Annotated in this window: 14 protein-coding genes; 8 read left to right on the top strand and 6 right to left on the bottom strand. The window is 40.3% G+C overall.

Annotated features, from left to right (window positions below; genetic code table 11):
* Window positions 1–65: 65 nt before the first annotated feature.
* The 5 genes from R2S10_RS18175 to R2S10_RS18155 all read right to left on the bottom strand — a co-directional run bounded on the left by R2S10_RS18175 (window position 66) and on the right by R2S10_RS18155 (window position 4,340).
* Complete coding sequence (locus R2S10_RS18175; protein ID WP_316841833.1) at window positions 66–1,430, bottom strand: M56 family metallopeptidase; 1,365 nt, start codon at window positions 1,428–1,430, stop codon at window positions 66–68.
* Window positions 1,427–1,795, bottom strand: a complete 369-nt coding sequence (locus tag R2S10_RS18170; protein ID WP_316841832.1) for a BlaI/MecI/CopY family transcriptional regulator — start codon at window positions 1,793–1,795, stop codon at window positions 1,427–1,429. The genes R2S10_RS18175 and R2S10_RS18170 overlap by 4 nt, the downstream gene beginning before the upstream one ends.
* A 253-nt stretch (window positions 1,796–2,048) precedes the next feature.
* Window positions 2,049–3,359: a HAMP domain-containing sensor histidine kinase gene (locus R2S10_RS18165; RefSeq protein WP_316841831.1), complete on the bottom strand. Its 1,311-nt coding sequence runs from the start codon at window positions 3,357–3,359 to the stop codon at window positions 2,049–2,051.
* Window positions 3,360–4,034, bottom strand: coding sequence for a response regulator transcription factor (locus R2S10_RS18160; protein ID WP_316841830.1), 675 nt, complete (start codon window positions 4,032–4,034; stop codon window positions 3,360–3,362).
* Between the two features lie 9 nt (window positions 4,035–4,043).
* Window positions 4,044–4,340, bottom strand: a complete 297-nt coding sequence (locus R2S10_RS18155) for a hypothetical protein (protein ID WP_316841829.1) — start codon at window positions 4,338–4,340, stop codon at window positions 4,044–4,046.
* Window positions 4,341–4,581: 241 nt separating this feature from the next.
* On the opposite strand from R2S10_RS18155, the gene R2S10_RS18150 reads away from it, so the two are divergent.
* Entirely contained in the window at window positions 4,582–5,214 is a 633-nt protein-coding gene (locus R2S10_RS18150) for a hypothetical protein (RefSeq protein ID WP_316841828.1), read from the top strand.
* Between the two features lie 26 nt (window positions 5,215–5,240).
* Window positions 5,241–5,804 (top strand): hypothetical protein, encoded by a 564-nt coding sequence (locus R2S10_RS18145; protein WP_316841827.1) that lies wholly within the window; start codon window positions 5,241–5,243, stop codon window positions 5,802–5,804.
* 117 nt (window positions 5,805–5,921) lie between these two features.
* Here R2S10_RS18145 and R2S10_RS18140 read toward each other — a convergent pair whose 3' ends face one another.
* On the bottom strand, window positions 5,922–6,632 hold the full coding sequence (locus tag R2S10_RS18140; protein ID WP_316841826.1) for a DUF4397 domain-containing protein: 711 nt from the start codon (window positions 6,630–6,632) through the stop codon (window positions 5,922–5,924).
* Window positions 6,633–6,747: 115 nt separating this feature from the next.
* On the opposite strand from R2S10_RS18140, the gene rpiB reads away from it, so the two are divergent.
* The 6 genes from rpiB to R2S10_RS18110 all read left to right on the top strand — a co-directional run bounded on the left by rpiB (window position 6,748) and on the right by R2S10_RS18110 (window position 16,355).
* Window positions 6,748–7,212, top strand: coding sequence for a ribose 5-phosphate isomerase B (gene rpiB / locus R2S10_RS18135; RefSeq protein ID WP_316841825.1), 465 nt, complete (start codon window positions 6,748–6,750; stop codon window positions 7,210–7,212).
* Window positions 7,213–7,807: 595 nt separating this feature from the next.
* Window positions 7,808–8,437 carry an RNA polymerase sigma-70 factor gene (locus tag R2S10_RS18130; protein ID WP_316841824.1) on the top strand — a complete coding sequence of 210 codons (630 nt, stop codon included), beginning with the start codon at window positions 7,808–7,810 and terminating at the stop codon, window positions 8,435–8,437.
* 46 nt (window positions 8,438–8,483) lie between these two features.
* Complete coding sequence (locus tag R2S10_RS18125; protein WP_316841823.1) at window positions 8,484–9,440, top strand: FecR family protein; 957 nt, start codon at window positions 8,484–8,486, stop codon at window positions 9,438–9,440.
* 130 nt (window positions 9,441–9,570) lie between these two features.
* Entirely contained in the window at window positions 9,571–12,930 is a 3,360-nt protein-coding gene (locus tag R2S10_RS18120; protein WP_316841822.1) for a TonB-dependent receptor, read from the top strand.
* An 18-nt stretch (window positions 12,931–12,948) separates the two neighbouring features.
* Window positions 12,949–14,472: a RagB/SusD family nutrient uptake outer membrane protein gene (locus R2S10_RS18115; RefSeq protein WP_316841821.1), complete on the top strand. Its 1,524-nt coding sequence runs from the start codon at window positions 12,949–12,951 to the stop codon at window positions 14,470–14,472.
* Window positions 14,472–16,355 (top strand): alkaline phosphatase, encoded by a 1,884-nt coding sequence (locus R2S10_RS18110; protein WP_316841820.1) that lies wholly within the window; start codon window positions 14,472–14,474, stop codon window positions 16,353–16,355. Before R2S10_RS18115 ends, R2S10_RS18110 begins: the two co-directional genes overlap by 1 nt.
* Window positions 16,356–16,474 lie beyond the last annotated feature (119 nt).

The following is a 16,474-nucleotide window of genomic DNA, read 5'->3' as shown; positions in this document are numbered from 1 at the left end:
TTATTTTAAAGTTTATACCCAGCACAAAACGTCATCCTGAATAAAATCATGATGACGTTTTGTGTTTATGGCTGACTTTCAGGCTTGGGATTTACATCTTTCTTACTTTCATTGGTCGAAGTTATGGTTAGTATTGGTTGGTTTGAGGCCACTTTTTTTGAAGACAGTCCTTTTACCCTTATAGTTGCAGCTGGTTCTTTAGCTACCTTACTATAACCTATAGTCGTTGTAGGAGCTGTGGTCACTTCTACTTTTTTGTCATCCCTTACAATTGGAGCTGCGAATTTTATGACTTGATTCTTTTTGCTTTTGGATGTTTTTTTAACAGGTTTTTTATCCCTCGTTATTATGGGAGGTGGAAATTTGATCTTGCTAACTGCTCCTGGAGGGGGCGGTGGTGGTGGCAACTTGATTTTGCTAACTGCTCCTGGCGGCGGCGGTGGTGGGAATTTTGGTGTTTTGACTGGCTTGGGTTTAACCGGTTCCTGGTTTTTCGGCGATTGAATTGCCTGTTGTTTCTCTGCCGGACTGATATTGCTAGCTACCCTTTCCGGGTATAAATCTACCAGACTATAATCCTTAGTGAATGCCATCGTGGATGTTCCTAACATTGCAGCGGCAATTGGCAATGCAAACAGAATTTTGAGCCTGGCTCTTCCTGTTGATTTTTCTTTGTTTAACATGTTGATTCTTTGTTTTAGTACGGATTGATTAAAGATGTGATTACTCAAAGGGTTGGCTTCCATTCCAAAAGAATTCTTAATCAGAAATAAGGCATAATCATATTTTCCAATCTCTTTTAAAGTGGTCTGTTCGTCGGCAATGTATTCATGTAGGAGTTTAATGTCTTTTTTAATTAAATAAGTAATGGGATTAAACCAGTTCAGTATCTGAATGATTTCGAAAAAGATAATGTCCAGACTATGTCCCTGACGAATGTGTACCAATTCATGTTTCAAAATGGTTTCTTTTCCTTGAACATCAGATTGGATGAATAAGAGATTGAAAAATGAAAAGGCGGCATTGTGATGATTTAAAATCACATAAGTAACCTTGTCTTTTTGATAGCGTTTAGATCTTCTGGAAAGTGCGAAAATCTGATAAAGGTCTCTTAATAGTTTTAAAATAAAGAAAATAGCTACTCCTGAATAGAGGACGTAAATTGCCAGATCCAGGTCTGGGAAGGCTGATTCCTGATTGCCAGTTTCCAGCAAAACAGGATTTACTACTTGCTCAATTCGGCTTTCAAACAGCTGATTCAGGTAACCTATTTGTAATAAAGGTAAGCTGAAAGCCATTAAAGTGCTGAGGATTAAAAAGAACCTGTTGGTCGAATAAAAGGTTTCATTGTGCAGCAACAAGCGGTAACAGCCGTAAAAAACGGCGAGGTATAAGTTAGCCTCCAGAAGATAATAGAACCAGTTCATCATTTCTTGTTTTTAAGTTTTTCTGCCATTTGTATCAACTCATCCAATGCCTCCATATCCATATTTTTCTCTTTTACGAGGAAAGACACCAGACTTTCATAGGAGTTTTCAAAATAGTTGTTCATTACCTTATCAAATGCAAAGTGTTTATACTGGTCTTCCGTAATGACTGGAAAATAGATATGGGTATTGCCTACGGCCCGATGGTCAATAAAACCTTTGCCTTCTAATACGCGGATTACAGTAGATACGGTATTATAGGCTGGTTTTGGGGGCTCCATTCTTTCAATTACGTCCTTGGTTAAGCCTTCTTTTATTTCCCATAGAATCAACATCACTTGTTCTTCTGCCTTTGTAAGTTCTCTCATTTTATAACGGTATTAATTGTTAATTAAAGCTACGACTATTTTTATAGTTAGCAAACTATTTATGTAGTTTTCTAACTATTATTGTAGTTTTGCTATGTAAGTAGCTGTAATACAGGTGTTAAAAATTCAAAAATTTCCAGTAACTGATTCAACTTCATGTCGATACAGCTTGGGGGAACTTTGTTTTTTATGGAATAGGGGGAAGCCTCAATGGCTTTGTTCGGGCCAATTGAGTAGCATGGAGTGTGTTTTTTTAAGGAAAAATTAAGGTGAAGGTAGTACCTTCCTTTACCTTTGAGCTCACCAGGATCTCGATATCATGGTATAGTGCAATACTTTTTACGATGGAAAGGCCCAGCCCATAACCTACATTTTCAGTCAGGTTGGCCTTTCTAAAGCGATCAAAGATGAAATCCAGGTCTTCTTCAGCAATTCCGATTCCGGTATCCTGAATCACGATGGCATAAGCATTTTCAGCTGTGTATTTATCGCTGATCAGGATCTTTCCTTGATAAACATTGTATTTGATGGCATTATTAATCAGGTTGTAGAACAATTGGAACAACAAGTCCTGGTTCACATTGGTCAATCGCTGATCGATGCTTAGTTCTACTTTGAGGTCAATTTCCTGATCAAGCAGCCGGTGATTAATTTCTTCCAATACTTCATTGATGATTACAGAAGGTTGGATGCTGGCAGATTTTAGAAACTGTTGGTTTTCAATTCTGGAGATGAGCAATAGGGAGTTGGAAATTTTCTTGAGACGGCTCAATGTTTTCATCATCTCAATAATTTTCAATACAGCACTTTCCGAAAGAGTTTCATCTCCCAATAAGTTTTCCATCTTGTTTTGCAGGATACTGATTGGGGTCATTAATTCATGAGAAGCGTTGGCAGTAAACTCTCTTTCCTTTTCAAAAGCTTCATTGATCTGGTCCATCAAAAGAATTAGTGATTCATCCAGGTATTTAAAGTCCTGCGTGCTGGTGGGCACAGGAGGAGAATGGTCTTTAAACGGGAATTTTCTATTGATCAGTTTACTTTTTATGATTTTACCTAATGGTCTGATCAGAATCCGGGTAAAGATGAGGTCTATTAAGAGGGTGAGGGCGATGAGGCCCATCAGTACATACAAAGCTGTTTTTTGTAAAGTTTTGTTGTATTGGTTGATGCTGCTGAGGGTTTTACCAATTTCCAACAAGTAATTTTTCTGGTCGTAACTGAAAGTATGAATGAGAATTTTATAGGTCAACGTATCTCGTTCTACAATCCTTTGAGCAGTTTTTATAGTGTCTATGTATAGGTTTTTTGCAGCAGGTTCCAGTGCGATATACTCTTCCTTAAGCATGGTATAACTTCCATAACTATCATCGCCCTGCAGGTAATGTTCGATGCCGTTCTTCTGTACGACATCGATCACCTTGTTTTGTTGACTTCGTAGAGAGTAATTGGTGTATTCAGAAACAATCCGATTGACCAGAAAAGGTAATGAAAAGACAAATAACAAGACAACAGCCAGTTTAGAACTGGTGATAAACAGGATGAGCTTTGATGATAATTTCATTTATTTTCTTATTCTGTAGCCTACACCACGCACGGTTTCCAGGAAATCTGCGGGGGCCCAGGCATTCAATTTTTTTCTGATGTTCTTAATGTGTGCATCGATATAGTTGGAATCATAATCGTCGTCTGCAAAAGTACCCCATATGTGTTCACTGAGCTGCATTCTGGTCAGCACGCGGTTGTTATGGAGGAAAAGATAACTCAGTAGGTCAAATTCTTTTCTGGAAAGCTCTATTTGATTCTCTTGAAATAGGATCAGCCTTTTTTGCAAATCAAGTTGAAAATCTCCCAATTGCAATAATTCCTCTTTGATGTTGAATTTCCGTCGGGCAATGGCTTGCATTCTGGATTGTAGTTCCAATAAGGAAAAGGGTTTCGGAAGATAATCGTCCGCCCCAAGGTCTAGTCCGGCAATGCGGTCTTCCAGGTTTCCCCTGGCCGTTAGGATGATGTATGCAGCATCAGGGTTATGTTTTTTTGCTTTAGGCAAGAGGCTAAGGCCGTCGCCATCCGGAAGCCCGAGATCCAGCAGAATAAAATCGTAACTGTTACTTTCCATTTTCTCCAGACCATCTTTAATGGTATGGGCCAGATCACAGATATAGAAAGCCTTTTTCAGGAAGTCTTCCATTTCATATGCCAGCGTTTTTTCATCTTCTACAATCAGAACTTTCATGCTGGTTTTTTAGTCTCTTTTTCTTTTATTATCCCTGGATGGGCGCTCTCTTTTTTCAGGTTTTACTTCTCCTGGCTTTTCCTGTCTCCTGGATTGTGGAACTTCTTTAACATCAGGTTTCTTCCTTTCCTTGCCACGTTCCTGTCTCTTATCTCTATTGTCCTGATAAAAAAAATCCTTTGAACTGATGTTTTTCTCTTTGGAAAACAAGGGCATAGTGGAGGTTTCGCTGGCAAAAGAACCAAGGGGAAGTCCTAAGAAAAGTAGGGCTGTGGTATATGAACGTAAGAATTTAATATTGCTCATGATGTAAATATATGGAAAGTTTGCCTCTTCCGAGGCAAACTAGCCCTCCCTCATTAAAACATTGTGTGTGTGTTTTATTATCCGCGCCACTTGTATTGAATGATACGAAGATGAGGACTCAACATGAAAATAAGATGAAAAAAAAGAATAATTAAATAAATCTAAAATTTCATGTTCATTTCATGTTCGCTATAGACATTTGAATCAACAAACACACAAATGAAACATTAAACATAGGGTTATGAAAAAGTTAATAGTATTAGGGCTACTTGGAGTAATAGGATGGATGCCCTTTAAGGCTTCGGCACAAATCAGTGTCAGTTTGAATATTGGTTCTCAACCATTATGGGGACCTGTAGGCTATGATCATGTAGATAGTTATTATTTACCGGATATAGAATGCTATTACAGTGTACCGAGACGTCAGTTTATTTATATGGATGGTGGTCGTTGGATATATGCTTCGAACCTGCCTTCAAGATATAGAGGATATGACCTATATAGTGGTTATAAAGTGGTAGTCAATTCGAGAGATCCTTACCGTGATTTTCATTCTCACCGCGTAAATTATGCGAGATATAGAAATGTAAGAACCCAACAGGTGATCAGACATAGCCATGATTCGAGATATTATGTGGTAAAAGGTCATCCTTATTATGGCAGAGGCGATAGACGTGTTTATAGAGATAACGACAGAGGCCACGATAATTGGAAAGGTAATAAGAGATATGACCGCGACAATGATGATCGCTATGAGAGAAGAGAAAATGGACGTGGAGATCATGGTGATAGAAGAGGTAGAAATGAAGGTAGAGGAGATCGTGGTGGCGACAGAGGGCATGATCGTGGCAACAGAGGCCATGGTAGAGGTTAATCATTTGATGATAAAAGACAATTGAGATGAAAAAGTTAATGATCATAAGTTTGCTTGGAGCAATGGGGATATTATCCTCACCGGCAACTGCACAAATCAGCTTAAATGTAAATATTGGATCCCAACCTTTATGGGGTCCGGTAGGCTACGACCATGTAGAGTATTATTACCTGCCTGATGTAGAAAGCTATTATTACGTTCCAAAGCAACAGTTTGTATATCAGGATAGAGGAAGATGGATTTTTTCAAGAACCTTACCTTCAAGATACAGAAGTTACGACTTGTATAGTGGCTATAAGGTAGTAGTGAATTCCAGAGATCCTTATCGTAATTTTGATCGGGATCGCCGTCAGTATGCGAGGTATAAAAATGTACGTACGCAGCAAGTGATTCGAAATAGTAATGATAAGCGGTATTATGTAGTGAAAGGCCATCCACATGGAATGCCTCCAGGACAGGCAAAGAAATATCCATCAAGGGTTGAAAGGCCACAAGCGAGAGACAATGATAGGAATCAGCGAGGAAACGATCATGATAGAAAAGGGAATGGCCCTGAAAAGCGTGGTAATGATAAGGGCAGAGGCCATTAAGTAGAAACACACACAAATAGACGATAGGTAATTAACCCGTCTTTGCTTCAGGTAAAGGCTGGTTAATTGAAAGAGCGCCTGATCTCATAAGATCAGGCGCTCTTTTTTGACTAGAGTCTATTTATTATTGATCAGTTTTAGGATTGCTTTTTGTTCTAATCCTGTTGGAGCCAGTATTCCAATGCTTAGAATGGTATACACCTCTCCAGCTTTAAATTCTGCGTCTACCAGTTCAGATTTCATTTCTCCTGTGGCTTTGTCTTTAATTTGTAGCGTCTGTTTTTTAGCTTCTACTTCAATAAAGGTACTGTTTGCTTTGTAGGCTTTATCGCCGATTAGGATTGCACCATCTTTAACACCTAGATCTAATGCCGCTGCATCAGGTGATAGGTTGATGAAACGGATCATTGCTTTGTCCGTTGGCCGCTTAGCAATTTCATCATTGATCACTAAATAATCCAGTTTATCATCTTTTCCAATTAGAAAAAGAGAATAAGACTTGTTATTTTCCATAGCTACTTTTTTAGTAATCAAGCTTTCTGTACTACTCGCAGTTGTAAATTTAATGGAGTGTTCACCAGGAGCGATTCTAGAATAAGGCATGGCGCCACCAAATGGAAGCGCACCAGTATTTGCCTGTCCGCCGTTTACATAAATATTGTAAGTAGCAGGCGTAGGGGAGGTGTTAACGAACATCACTGCAGCAACTTCCGGAGTTGGAGCTTCTTTAGTAGAGCAGCTGCTAAGAAATAAAACGCTCATTGCGACTAAGGTGCCGGTCATCAGCTTGTTTAAGCTTCCGGTAATTTTGATTGTAGAAAGATTCATATAAAATGAGTTTTAGATTGTTGTTTGCTAAAACGAGCGGACTTACTCAAACGCTACAGTCGCCTAAATGAAACAGGAGAGCGGAATTGGGAATGAAATTTGTATACCTTTTAAGATGAGAGTTATTCTAGGTTCGGACCATGCAGGGTTCCCGTATAAGACGATATTAGCTGCAACATTGCAAGAGGCAGGGTATGAGGTGCTTGATCTAGGCACGCATACCGTTAGTCCGAGTGACTACCCTGATCATGCTGCAATGGTTGCGGAGGCGATTCTCAATCAGGAAGGAGATCGGGGGATTTTAATTTGTGGCAGTGCGGTTGGTGTAAGTATTGCTGCAAATAAATTTAAAGGCATCCGTGCTGGTGTGTGTCATGATACTTACTCTGCCCATCAATCGGTAGAGCATGACGATGTTAATATCCTATGCCTGGGCGCGCGCGTTATTGGTTTGGAGTTGGCAAAAGATATTGTTTTTGCGTTTTTAAAAGCCGAGTTTTCTGCTGAGGAACGTCATGTTAAACGCTTGGCAAAGATTGCGGCAATAGAAGCAAGCTGGACAATTAAAAAGGACGAATAGGATCTTTATTTGATGTTGATAACTATGTGTAAAACCTGTTGATAACAAGTTGACAACCTGTTGACAATATATTGTAAATAATTCACAATTATCTTTGCATTAGTTAGTTATAGTTTGTAAATTAGATGTATCAAAAGGGAAGTTCTTTAGCCGTTTGAAAGAAAGACTTCAAAAAGAATATGTGCCGAAGGGCAAAAGATTCTGAAGCTTTCAAAGAATAAGTAAAAGATCAAATTCGAAGGAAACGGAGAAAATGATGCTTAAAATACCTACACTGTTTAGAGCAGGTATATTCACTATATTCGGGACAAACATTAAACTAATTCATTGTTCTACGGAAGGATGAGCAAAGTAAATTTCTGAGGGATCAAAGTTGAAATACACTAAGAGTAACAAAGGAGGTTAGAATGACAGAGATTTTGATGCTTTTTCAATGCTACGGCAACGAAAAGGTGGAAACGGAGAACCAAATCGCTAGAAGAGGGACTCCGTTTTCTTTTTGCCCATTTTTTCTGGACTGCATCCCCCATACATCCCATTAATTCCTTTTAGCAGGCTTATTGTTAACTAAAAGATTTCTTAACATTAAGGGAACATGTCTGAGGTAGATTTGGAGAAATTACCTTGGGGGGATCATCAAATGATATCAGAAACTGAATTGCTTTCGCTACTACGGCGTGGAGAACATACAGCAATGGAGGATATTTACCAGTATTATTGGGAGGATGTTTTGGATGCGGCTTATAAGCGCTTGCGTGATGAAGAAATTGCCCAGGACATTTGTCAGGAGATTTTCATCTCCCTATGGGAAAACCGGGAGCGTGTTCAGGTGAAAGGACCACTGTCTGCTTATTTCCTTGGCGCGGTAAAATATCGTGTGATCAATTATTTTCGTTCTTCCCAGATTAAAGAAAAACATCAGGAAGATTTGCGCCTATTGGTTTATGGAGAAACTGAATTTTCTGCAGCAGAGGGTTTAATGCTCAAAGAGCTGCACCAGCAGGTGGAGGAGGCGATCCAGGAGCTCCCCGAAAAAATGAGAGTAGTGTTTTCTATGAGCCGACAGGAGGAGAAATCCATCAGAGAGATTGCTGAGGAATTGGATCTCTCCGCTCAAACGGTAAAAAATCAAATCTCATCTGCACTAAAAGTCATGAAGAAAAGATTGTCTTATCTGGTGTTTCTTCTTTTGATCCTTCTTTATATAAACTTAACCCAAGCTTAACAGACTTCGCTAGTACCATCTTTCATTTCATTTGACTTAGGTGTAGATGACAAAGGAAGAACAAGCGCAATCGCTGCTCAGTAAATATTTAAATGGAGAGACCAGTTCGGAAGAAGCGGCACAGGTAGAACAATGGTACCATTCTTATGAAACACAGGCGCCAATAGCAAAGGGTAGGAAATCTGAAATTGCCGCTGCGGTACTTTTAAATTTGCAGGAGGAAATGCAGCAGAAAGCGACAGGTAAAACTTACGCGCTTACTTCGTTATCGCAATTGGGGAAAATTGCAGCGGCAGTCTTTGTTGTGATGGCAACTGGGCTTGGTTATTGGTCTTTTCAAAAGAAAGCAGTGGTTGAAGAAAGATTTTTCACCCTGAACACCAGCGCCACAGAAAAGAAAATTGTAGTTTTTAGTGATGGTTCCAAAGTCATCATGGCGCCCCTTGCGCAATTGGTATATCCACAAAAATTCAATAAGCAGGATAGAACCATTGCGCTGACTGAGGGAGAAGCTTTTTTCAATATTGCTCATGAGGAAAATAGAACTTTCATCGTGAAAACCAGCAACCAGCTTTACACAAAAGTACTGGGGACTTCCTTTCGGATTAAATCTTTTAAAAATCAGCCTCGCATTTCTATTCAGGTAGCCACAGGAAAAGTGGCCGTTGGAAATACACATCAGGTATTTGGAACATTGGTTAAAGGACAAGAGATTTCTTATGATAAAATAAATCAGTCGGCCGAAATAAAACAAACCGCAATCCCGCTACCAGTGGAGCTTAAGTTTGAGGGTATTGCCCTGGAAGATTTAATCGCCAAACTGGAATATGCCTACAATATTCATATCACATTAGCTAGTCCTACGCTAGAGAAATTAAAATGTACTGGAATTTTTAATACCAAACAAAGCCCTGAAGAGATTCTGGAGATCATCTGTAGCCTCCATCAATTGAAATTCAGTGTAACCGAAAATCATAAAACCTTTAATGTGTATAGAAAATGAGGATATAAATCGAATCAATAAACCGGTACTGATCAGATCAGTACCGGTAAATGTAAAACCGGCTTCCTAACGACAATTACAAAGCCGGAATATTTTAAAACCCTATCAAAGTTATAAAACAACTAAAAATATGAAAAAATCCTCAGTAAAGAGGTCACCAGCTCTTTTGAAAGCCATGAAATATTCATTGTTAACTTTTTCTATACTCTGCACCTTTTGCGGTGCATTATCTGCCTCCTCTACGATGGCGCAGGTATTAGAGAAAAGCAGGGTAACGATTAAGGTCGGCCCGAACCGTGCTACTGTCGCGATCCTCAAAGAAATTGAAGCAAGTACCGGACTTCATTTTGTATACAATCCGGATGCGGTACGCAACCATCAGATTCAGGAAAATGCAGCATTAAAAAATGAGCGCGTTTCTTCCTTACTAACCCTAATGGGATTTAGTTTCCAGGAGAAGGCCGGCCATATTATCCTTAGAAAAATCCCTGTTCCGGCAGCCAAACCAGACCGCAATGTTTCTGGAAAGGTGACAGATTCTTTAGGGATGGCGATGCCGGGTGTATCGGTAAAGGTGTTAGGTATGCCCAGAGCCACCACTACTGATGTAGATGGAAAGTTTAGGATCGCGGTTGGCGAAAATGCTAGCTTATCCTTTTCCATGGTAGGTTATAAAACAAAAACGCTGAAAGTAGAGGGAAATCAGGAACTCAATGTGGTGTTGATGGAAGATAAATCATTGCTATCGGAAGTGGTAGTGGTGGGTTATGGAACACAAAAGAAAGCAACGCTATCAGGTGCGGTGAGTACCGTTTCTTTAGATAAGGTCTCTTCAAGATCAGTAAATAGTATTGGAGAGGTACTGGCAGGAAAAGCGCCTGGCGTGATCGTAACCAATGAAGGTGGTGATCCAACTTCTGGCCCGAGGGTGAACATCAGGGGTTCTGGTGGGATCAATGGAGAGAATGTACTTTATGTAGTTGATGGTTCTATTTTTCCGGGAACTCCAGTGCTTAATCCAAATGATATCGAGGCTATTTCTGTATTGAAGGATGGTGCCGCGGCAATTTATGGAGCAAGGGCATCTGGTGGTGTGGTCTTAATCACCACAAAAAAAGGGAAGACCGGTAAAATGGAAATTAACTTCGATGCGAAAGCTGGTGCGCAAAGTGCCTGGAGAAAATTAACGCCGCTAAACGCCGAACAAAGGGCTATGGTTGCGGAAACCGCCGCAAAGAATGGGAAAACGGCATTACTTCCTGCTTTTGATGCATCGAAATACCCGGAAGGAAGAATTACCCGTACCAATTGGATGGATGAGGTATTCAGAACTGGAAAAACGCAGGATTATAACCTTGGACTTTCTGGTGGATCTGAAAAATCAACGATGTATTTAAGTTTCAACTACCGTAAAGCCGAAGGCATTGTATTGAATACGGAGGTACAGCGTTTTAATTTTAGAATCAATTCTGATCATAAATTGAACTCCTGGTTGAAAATTGGAGAAAACCTCTCATTTAGCAGCACGAATGGAAGAGGTGCAAATACGAGTAGTGATTATACGGGAGCGTTATTATCTGCGATTTATTATCCGGCTAATGGAACTCCATATAACCCGGATGGCAGTTTTGCTGGTTTACCGGGTGGCGCTTTTGCCGGCGACTATGGAGACATTGTGAATCCGGTTGCAGAATTGAAACGAATTGACATCAACAGGCCTGAGAATGTACTTTTGATTAATCCATATGTGATTTTGGACCTTGCAAAAGGTTTGACGTTTAAGTCGAACTTTAGCTTAACAAAGGAATTTAGCAATAGAAAAATTTTCACACCAAAACGTCCGGAAGTTGGAAAGCCTGTACTGATCAACTCTTTGGAAGAAGGCTCAGGTAGGAAAAATGACCTCTTAGCTGAACAGATTTTGAGTTATAAAACGATAATCGGAAGTCATCAATTAGATTTCACTGGGGGTTTATCTTTTCAGAAAACCAGGTACGATGAATTTTATGTAGTGGGTAAGGGTTTTGATGATGAAGCACCTTCCAAAAGATATCTGGTGAACGCTTCTGTATTTGAACCGGCGGTGAGCAGGATGCAAGAAACAGCCCTGTCCTCATTATTTTTTAGAGCGAATTATAATTACAAGGAAAAATACCTGTTGTCTTTGATTGGTCGTCGTGATGGAACATCTATGGTTCCTAAAGCGAAGAATAAATTTGGAGATTATTACTCTGCTTCTGCAGGTTGGGTGCTGACAAAGGAGAATTTCCTCAAAGAAAGTACCTGGTTAAGTGAATTGAAACTGAGAGGCAGTTATGGGGTATTGGGAAATCTAGGGAGTTTAGCTCCTTCGGATGTGAGCCCTTTATTGGTGAGTACCTTGTCGTATTTTGGTCAGACACCTGCTAGTGCAAATGGCTATGTATCCACTGTGTTAGAGAATCCAAACCTGACCTGGGCACAATCGAAACAAACCAATTTTGGTTTGGATCTTGGTATTATGAAAAACACTTTTACCTTAACCGCAGATTATTTTATCAAAAATACCGATAGAATGATCTTCACCAAACAGCTTCCAGGTACCGCAGGTTTAGAAACGCAAACCATTAATGCAGGTTTGATCAGGGATAATGGGGTTGAATTGGGGATCAGCTATAACAGTAATGCTCAGAAAGCATTTACTTACACGATCGGTGCAACCTTAACGAAGGTGAATAATAAAGTGATTAAGCTGGCTCCTGGTTCAGAAAGCTTTCCGGTAAATAAGAACTTTAGAAATGAATTGGCTCCATTGTTCATCAAAGAAGGACAGCCTTTATACAGTTATTACGTTTTGAAAACTCAAGGAATCTTCCAGACTCAGGCAGAAGTGGATAGTTATACGAATGCTAAGGGTGAAAAAATTCAGCCTAAGGCAAAACCTGGAGATTTTAAATTTGCGGATCTGGATAAAAGTGGTTCCATTGATGGTGGGGATCGTTATTTTGCGGGTAGTGCATATCCTGATTTCTCATATGGCTTCAGCTTTAATGCTGCTTACAAAAACTTTGACCTGAATATTTTTGCTCAGGGTGTACAAGGGAATAAGTTGTTCAATGCAGTAAAGAGAACGACGTACAGTGCCAGTGGACCATCTTACAATAAATTAACGGGTATTCTTGATGCCTGGTCGCCGGAAAATCCAGGGGCTAAAGTTCCGATCATTTCTACTTCTGATGACAATGGAAACTTTAATGCCTCTGATTTTTATATCGAAAATGGTTCTTATTTACGCATTCGTAATGTGACCCTCGGTTATACTCTTCCTAAATTAATCACCAACAAATTGAAAACAGGAGCCATTCGCGTGTATGGTACTGCAAACAACCTATTTACCATTACTAATTATTCAGGTTTTGATCCGGAAATCGGAATGGATAACTATGGAATGGATGTAGGCAGGTATCCTCAGGCAAGAAGTTTTCTCCTGGGTCTTAGTGTGAATTTGTAATTATCAAAAGAAAGAAAAATGAAACAAAATATAAAGTATCTGGCCATTGTAGCATTGGCAGTTTTAAGCTCATGTAAACATCAATTGAATATCATTCCGGAGGGAGCCCCATCTGCTCAGAATTTCTGGAAAACACCGGAGGATGCGTTGAAAGCAGAAAATGGTTTGTATGAGAAGTATAATGATGAGAATTTTTATGGGCGAGGGATGTTCTGGTTCATCAATGCGAGTGATGATATGGTGACAGGCAGGAATAAACCGGAGGCTGATAATATTAAAAACTTCAACAAAACATATGTTGGTGGGGGATATACAGAAACGCAATGGTCTATGCGTTATGCAGTGATTAAACGTGCAAATGATATCATAAAGAATGTTCCGGCCATTCCTATGGATGAAAACCTAAAGAAACAAGTGATTGGTGATGCTTACTTTAATGCGGCATTGGTGTATTTTCAGTTGGCAGCAAATTATGGAAATGAAAAAGCAGGGATACCTATTGTAAGCCTGGAAACAGACCCCTCTAAAGCCATTCCGCGAGCGAAAAATGTGAATGAGAATTATGACTACATCATTCAGCTATTTTTGAAGGCAGCAGATCAATTGCCATATTTTAAGGATATGAAAGCTACGGATTATGGAAAAGCACATAAAACGGCTGCCTGGGCATATTTATCGAAGGTATACCTGTATAAAAAGGATTATCCGAATGCAGCAAAATATGCGGATATGGTGATCAATTCTGGTCAGCATGACTTGGTAACGACTAAGTTTTCAGATGTTTTCAAAGCAGCAAACAACTGGTCAAAAGAATACATCTGGTCTGTGGTGTGTACGCCAAGTGGTGGTGGTACAGGCTGGGGAAGTAAGCTTCCTGGTGTCATGTTAACCAATAAAGGATGGGGTATTTACAATGGCTGGGGCTATTATCTGCCGACTAAGGAGTTGTATGATTCCTATGAAGCGAATGATCAGCGTAGAGAAGCAACTATTTTGAAGACCGGTGATAAGTTCTTCTACTTTGGTCAGGAGCGTAGTTTTACTAAAGATGGTGGGGCAACTTCAGACTATCAGTTTAAAAAATATATGGAGCCATTCTCTTATGAGAATCCAATACCGACGCATGTGAATCCGAATGGTGACAATGGGACTACCGATTTGAATGTGCCTTTGATGCGTTATGCGGAAGTATTGTTGATCAAAGCAGAAGCAGCGATCATGAGTTCCGGAGCAGGAGCCGGTGATACGGAATTGAATAAGATTAGAGTACGTGCCGGATTATTGGCCAAAGCAGGAATGGGATTGGCTGATTTGAAAAGGGAACGTCGTAGTGAGCTTGCTGGTGAATGGGCAGATCGACATAGAGATTTAGTGCGCTGGGGCGATGCTCAGGCCACATATGCCTTGCCATTGCATGATTCACAAGGGAATGTGATCTGGCCATCCAGAGCATTTAACCCTCAGGTTCATGATGTATGGGCGGTGCCACAAAGAGAAATTGACAATAGTGCTGGGGTAATTACTCAAAATCCAGGTTGGTAATGTATAGGAAAAACATCCTCCGCTCAGCGGTATTTGCAATTGCGTTATTTGCCTTGGATGCAAGGGCACAGCAACACACTTTAAGTTATAATGCTGGTCATAGTCATAACGATTACCACCAAAATATCCCCTTACTGACCGCGTATTACGCGGGTATGGGGGCTATTGAAGCCGATGTTTTCTTGAAAGATGGCGTTTTGTATGTGGCACATGATCGTTCAGAAATTAAGGTAGAGGCTACATTGAAAGGACTTTACCTGGATCCTTTAGCTAAATTTTATCGGCAGAATAGCAATAAGCCTTATGCCGACGCGAAAATGAAACTGCAATTGGTGGTTGATATTAAAGAAAATTATCCAGCGGTTCTGGCGCAATTGATCAAAGACCTTTCCGCTTATCCGGGAGTTTTCAATGATCAACTTAATCCAGATGCGATCCACATTGTCATTAGTGGAGATATGCCTAAACCTCAGGATTTTGGTAATTATCCGGTCTACTTTTCTTTTGATGGTAGACCGAATGTAGAGTATACACCTGATCAATTGAAAAGAATCGCCATGATCAGCGATGATTTGAAGAATTATACGGCATGGAATGGAAAAGGAAATCCGACGCCAGGGGATCTTGCGACCCTAAAGAAGTTGATTGATGCTGCACATTCGCAACATAAGCCCTTTAGGTTTTGGGGAACGCAAGACAGTCCCAATACCTGGATTGTTTTGGAAAGACTTGGGGCAGATTGGATCAATACGGATCAGCCGGGGAAATTAAAGGATTTCTATCTTCATAAGGATAAGCTGACTTATACCAATCCGGTCGCTTATTCGGTATACGAACCGGAGTATAAAGTAGACGGACTGCATAAACCGGTTAAAAATGTGATTCTATTGATCGGTGACGGAATGGGCCTGGCGCAGATTCATGCAGGCTATATTGCCAATCATGGACAGCTAAATATCAGCAATGTTCGGCATATTGGTTTTTCTCAAACGGCTGCTGCCGATGCCGGAAATACCGATTCTGCTGCTGGAGCTACTGCAATGGCTGTTGGTGAGAAAACGAATAACCGCTATATCGGTGTTGCTGCGGATGGGCGAAAACTAACCAATCTTGTGGATACCTTGGCTGGTTATGGGATTAAGAGTGGGATCATTAGTGTAGGGGATATGACTGATGCAACTCCTGCCGCATTTTACGCACATCAGCCGGATCGGGCAATGTCGGAAGAGATTGCTGCAGATTTGTTGCAGAGTAAAGCAGAGATTTTACTAGGCTCCAATCAAAAAAGTTTCCTGAAAAATAAAGACAGGGAATTGATGAACAAATTGAAAGCTCAGGGTTTTCAATTGAGTACTCAAAGCTCTGATTTTTTTAAACAAACAGGGGGCAGACAATTGGTTTTATTACCGGATATTGACACCAGACCTGTAAAGGATGGCCGTGGAGATTTACTCAAAGCCAGTTTGGACCATAGCCTGAAAATGTTGTCGGCTAATAAACCAGGATTTTTCATCATGGCAGAAGGGGCGCAAATTGATTATGGGGGGCATGTGAATGATCTGCCTTATGTAGTAACGGAACTTCATGATTTCGATAAGGCAGTGGCGGCAGCGCTAAAATTCGCAGATCAAAATAAAGAGACCTTAGTGTTGATTACTGCTGATCATGAGACCGGTGGATTAACCTTATTGGATGCCTCCGCAGAAAAAGGGATGATAACAGGTTCATTTAGCACCAATGACCATACGAACATTATGGTTCCGGTTTTCGCTTATGGCCCCGGATCAGCAGAATTTATGGGCACTTATCCTAATCATGAGCTGTTTCATAAGATTCTTAAAGTAATGGAATTGAAAAATAAAAAAAAGCAGGATAAAAAGTAGTTCAGCGAAGCCTGATTTATGCCCCCAAACTCAACTATACAAGCCTTCGGAATGCGCAAAATTTCCGGAATGGCGCAGTTGTAATTTGGGGGCATTTTTTTTTGAAAGGAGAGCTGGAA

Source organism: Pedobacter gandavensis, from assembly GCF_032678745.1.
Classification (GTDB): Bacteria; Bacteroidota; Bacteroidia; order Sphingobacteriales; family Sphingobacteriaceae; genus Pedobacter; species Pedobacter gandavensis_C.
Note: the sequence above shows the minus strand (reverse complement) of the source record. Positions and strands in the feature narration are given on the sequence as shown.

Excerpts from the sequence above, each read along its gene's own strand:
- R2S10_RS18140 (WP_316841826.1), bottom strand. The coding sequence starts at position 6,632 with ATGAATCTTTCTACAATCAAAATTACCGGAAGCTTAAACAAGCTGATG.
- R2S10_RS18170 (WP_316841832.1), bottom strand. The coding sequence starts at position 1,795 with ATGAGAGAACTTACAAAGGCAGAAGAACAAGTGATGTTGATTCTATGG.
- rpiB (WP_316841825.1), top strand. The coding sequence starts at position 6,748 with ATGAGAGTTATTCTAGGTTCGGACCATGCAGGGTTCCCGTATAAGACG.
- R2S10_RS18145 (WP_316841827.1), top strand. The coding sequence starts at position 5,241 with ATGAAAAAGTTAATGATCATAAGTTTGCTTGGAGCAATGGGGATATTA.
- R2S10_RS18175 (WP_316841833.1), bottom strand. The coding sequence starts at position 1,430 with ATGATGAACTGGTTCTATTATCTTCTGGAGGCTAACTTATACCTCGCC.
- R2S10_RS18130 (WP_316841824.1), top strand. The coding sequence starts at position 7,808 with ATGTCTGAGGTAGATTTGGAGAAATTACCTTGGGGGGATCATCAAATG.
- R2S10_RS18150 (WP_316841828.1), top strand. The coding sequence starts at position 4,582 with ATGAAAAAGTTAATAGTATTAGGGCTACTTGGAGTAATAGGATGGATG.
- R2S10_RS18115 (WP_316841821.1), top strand. The coding sequence starts at position 12,949 with ATGAAACAAAATATAAAGTATCTGGCCATTGTAGCATTGGCAGTTTTA.
- R2S10_RS18110 (WP_316841820.1), top strand. The coding sequence starts at position 14,472 with ATGTATAGGAAAAACATCCTCCGCTCAGCGGTATTTGCAATTGCGTTA.
- R2S10_RS18155 (WP_316841829.1), bottom strand. The coding sequence starts at position 4,340 with ATGAGCAATATTAAATTCTTACGTTCATATACCACAGCCCTACTTTTC.
- R2S10_RS18160 (WP_316841830.1), bottom strand. The coding sequence starts at position 4,034 with ATGAAAGTTCTGATTGTAGAAGATGAAAAAACGCTGGCATATGAAATG.
- R2S10_RS18120 (WP_316841822.1), top strand. The coding sequence starts at position 9,571 with ATGAAAAAATCCTCAGTAAAGAGGTCACCAGCTCTTTTGAAAGCCATG.
- R2S10_RS18165 (WP_316841831.1), bottom strand. The coding sequence starts at position 3,359 with ATGAAATTATCATCAAAGCTCATCCTGTTTATCACCAGTTCTAAACTG.
- R2S10_RS18125 (WP_316841823.1), top strand. The coding sequence starts at position 8,484 with ATGACAAAGGAAGAACAAGCGCAATCGCTGCTCAGTAAATATTTAAAT.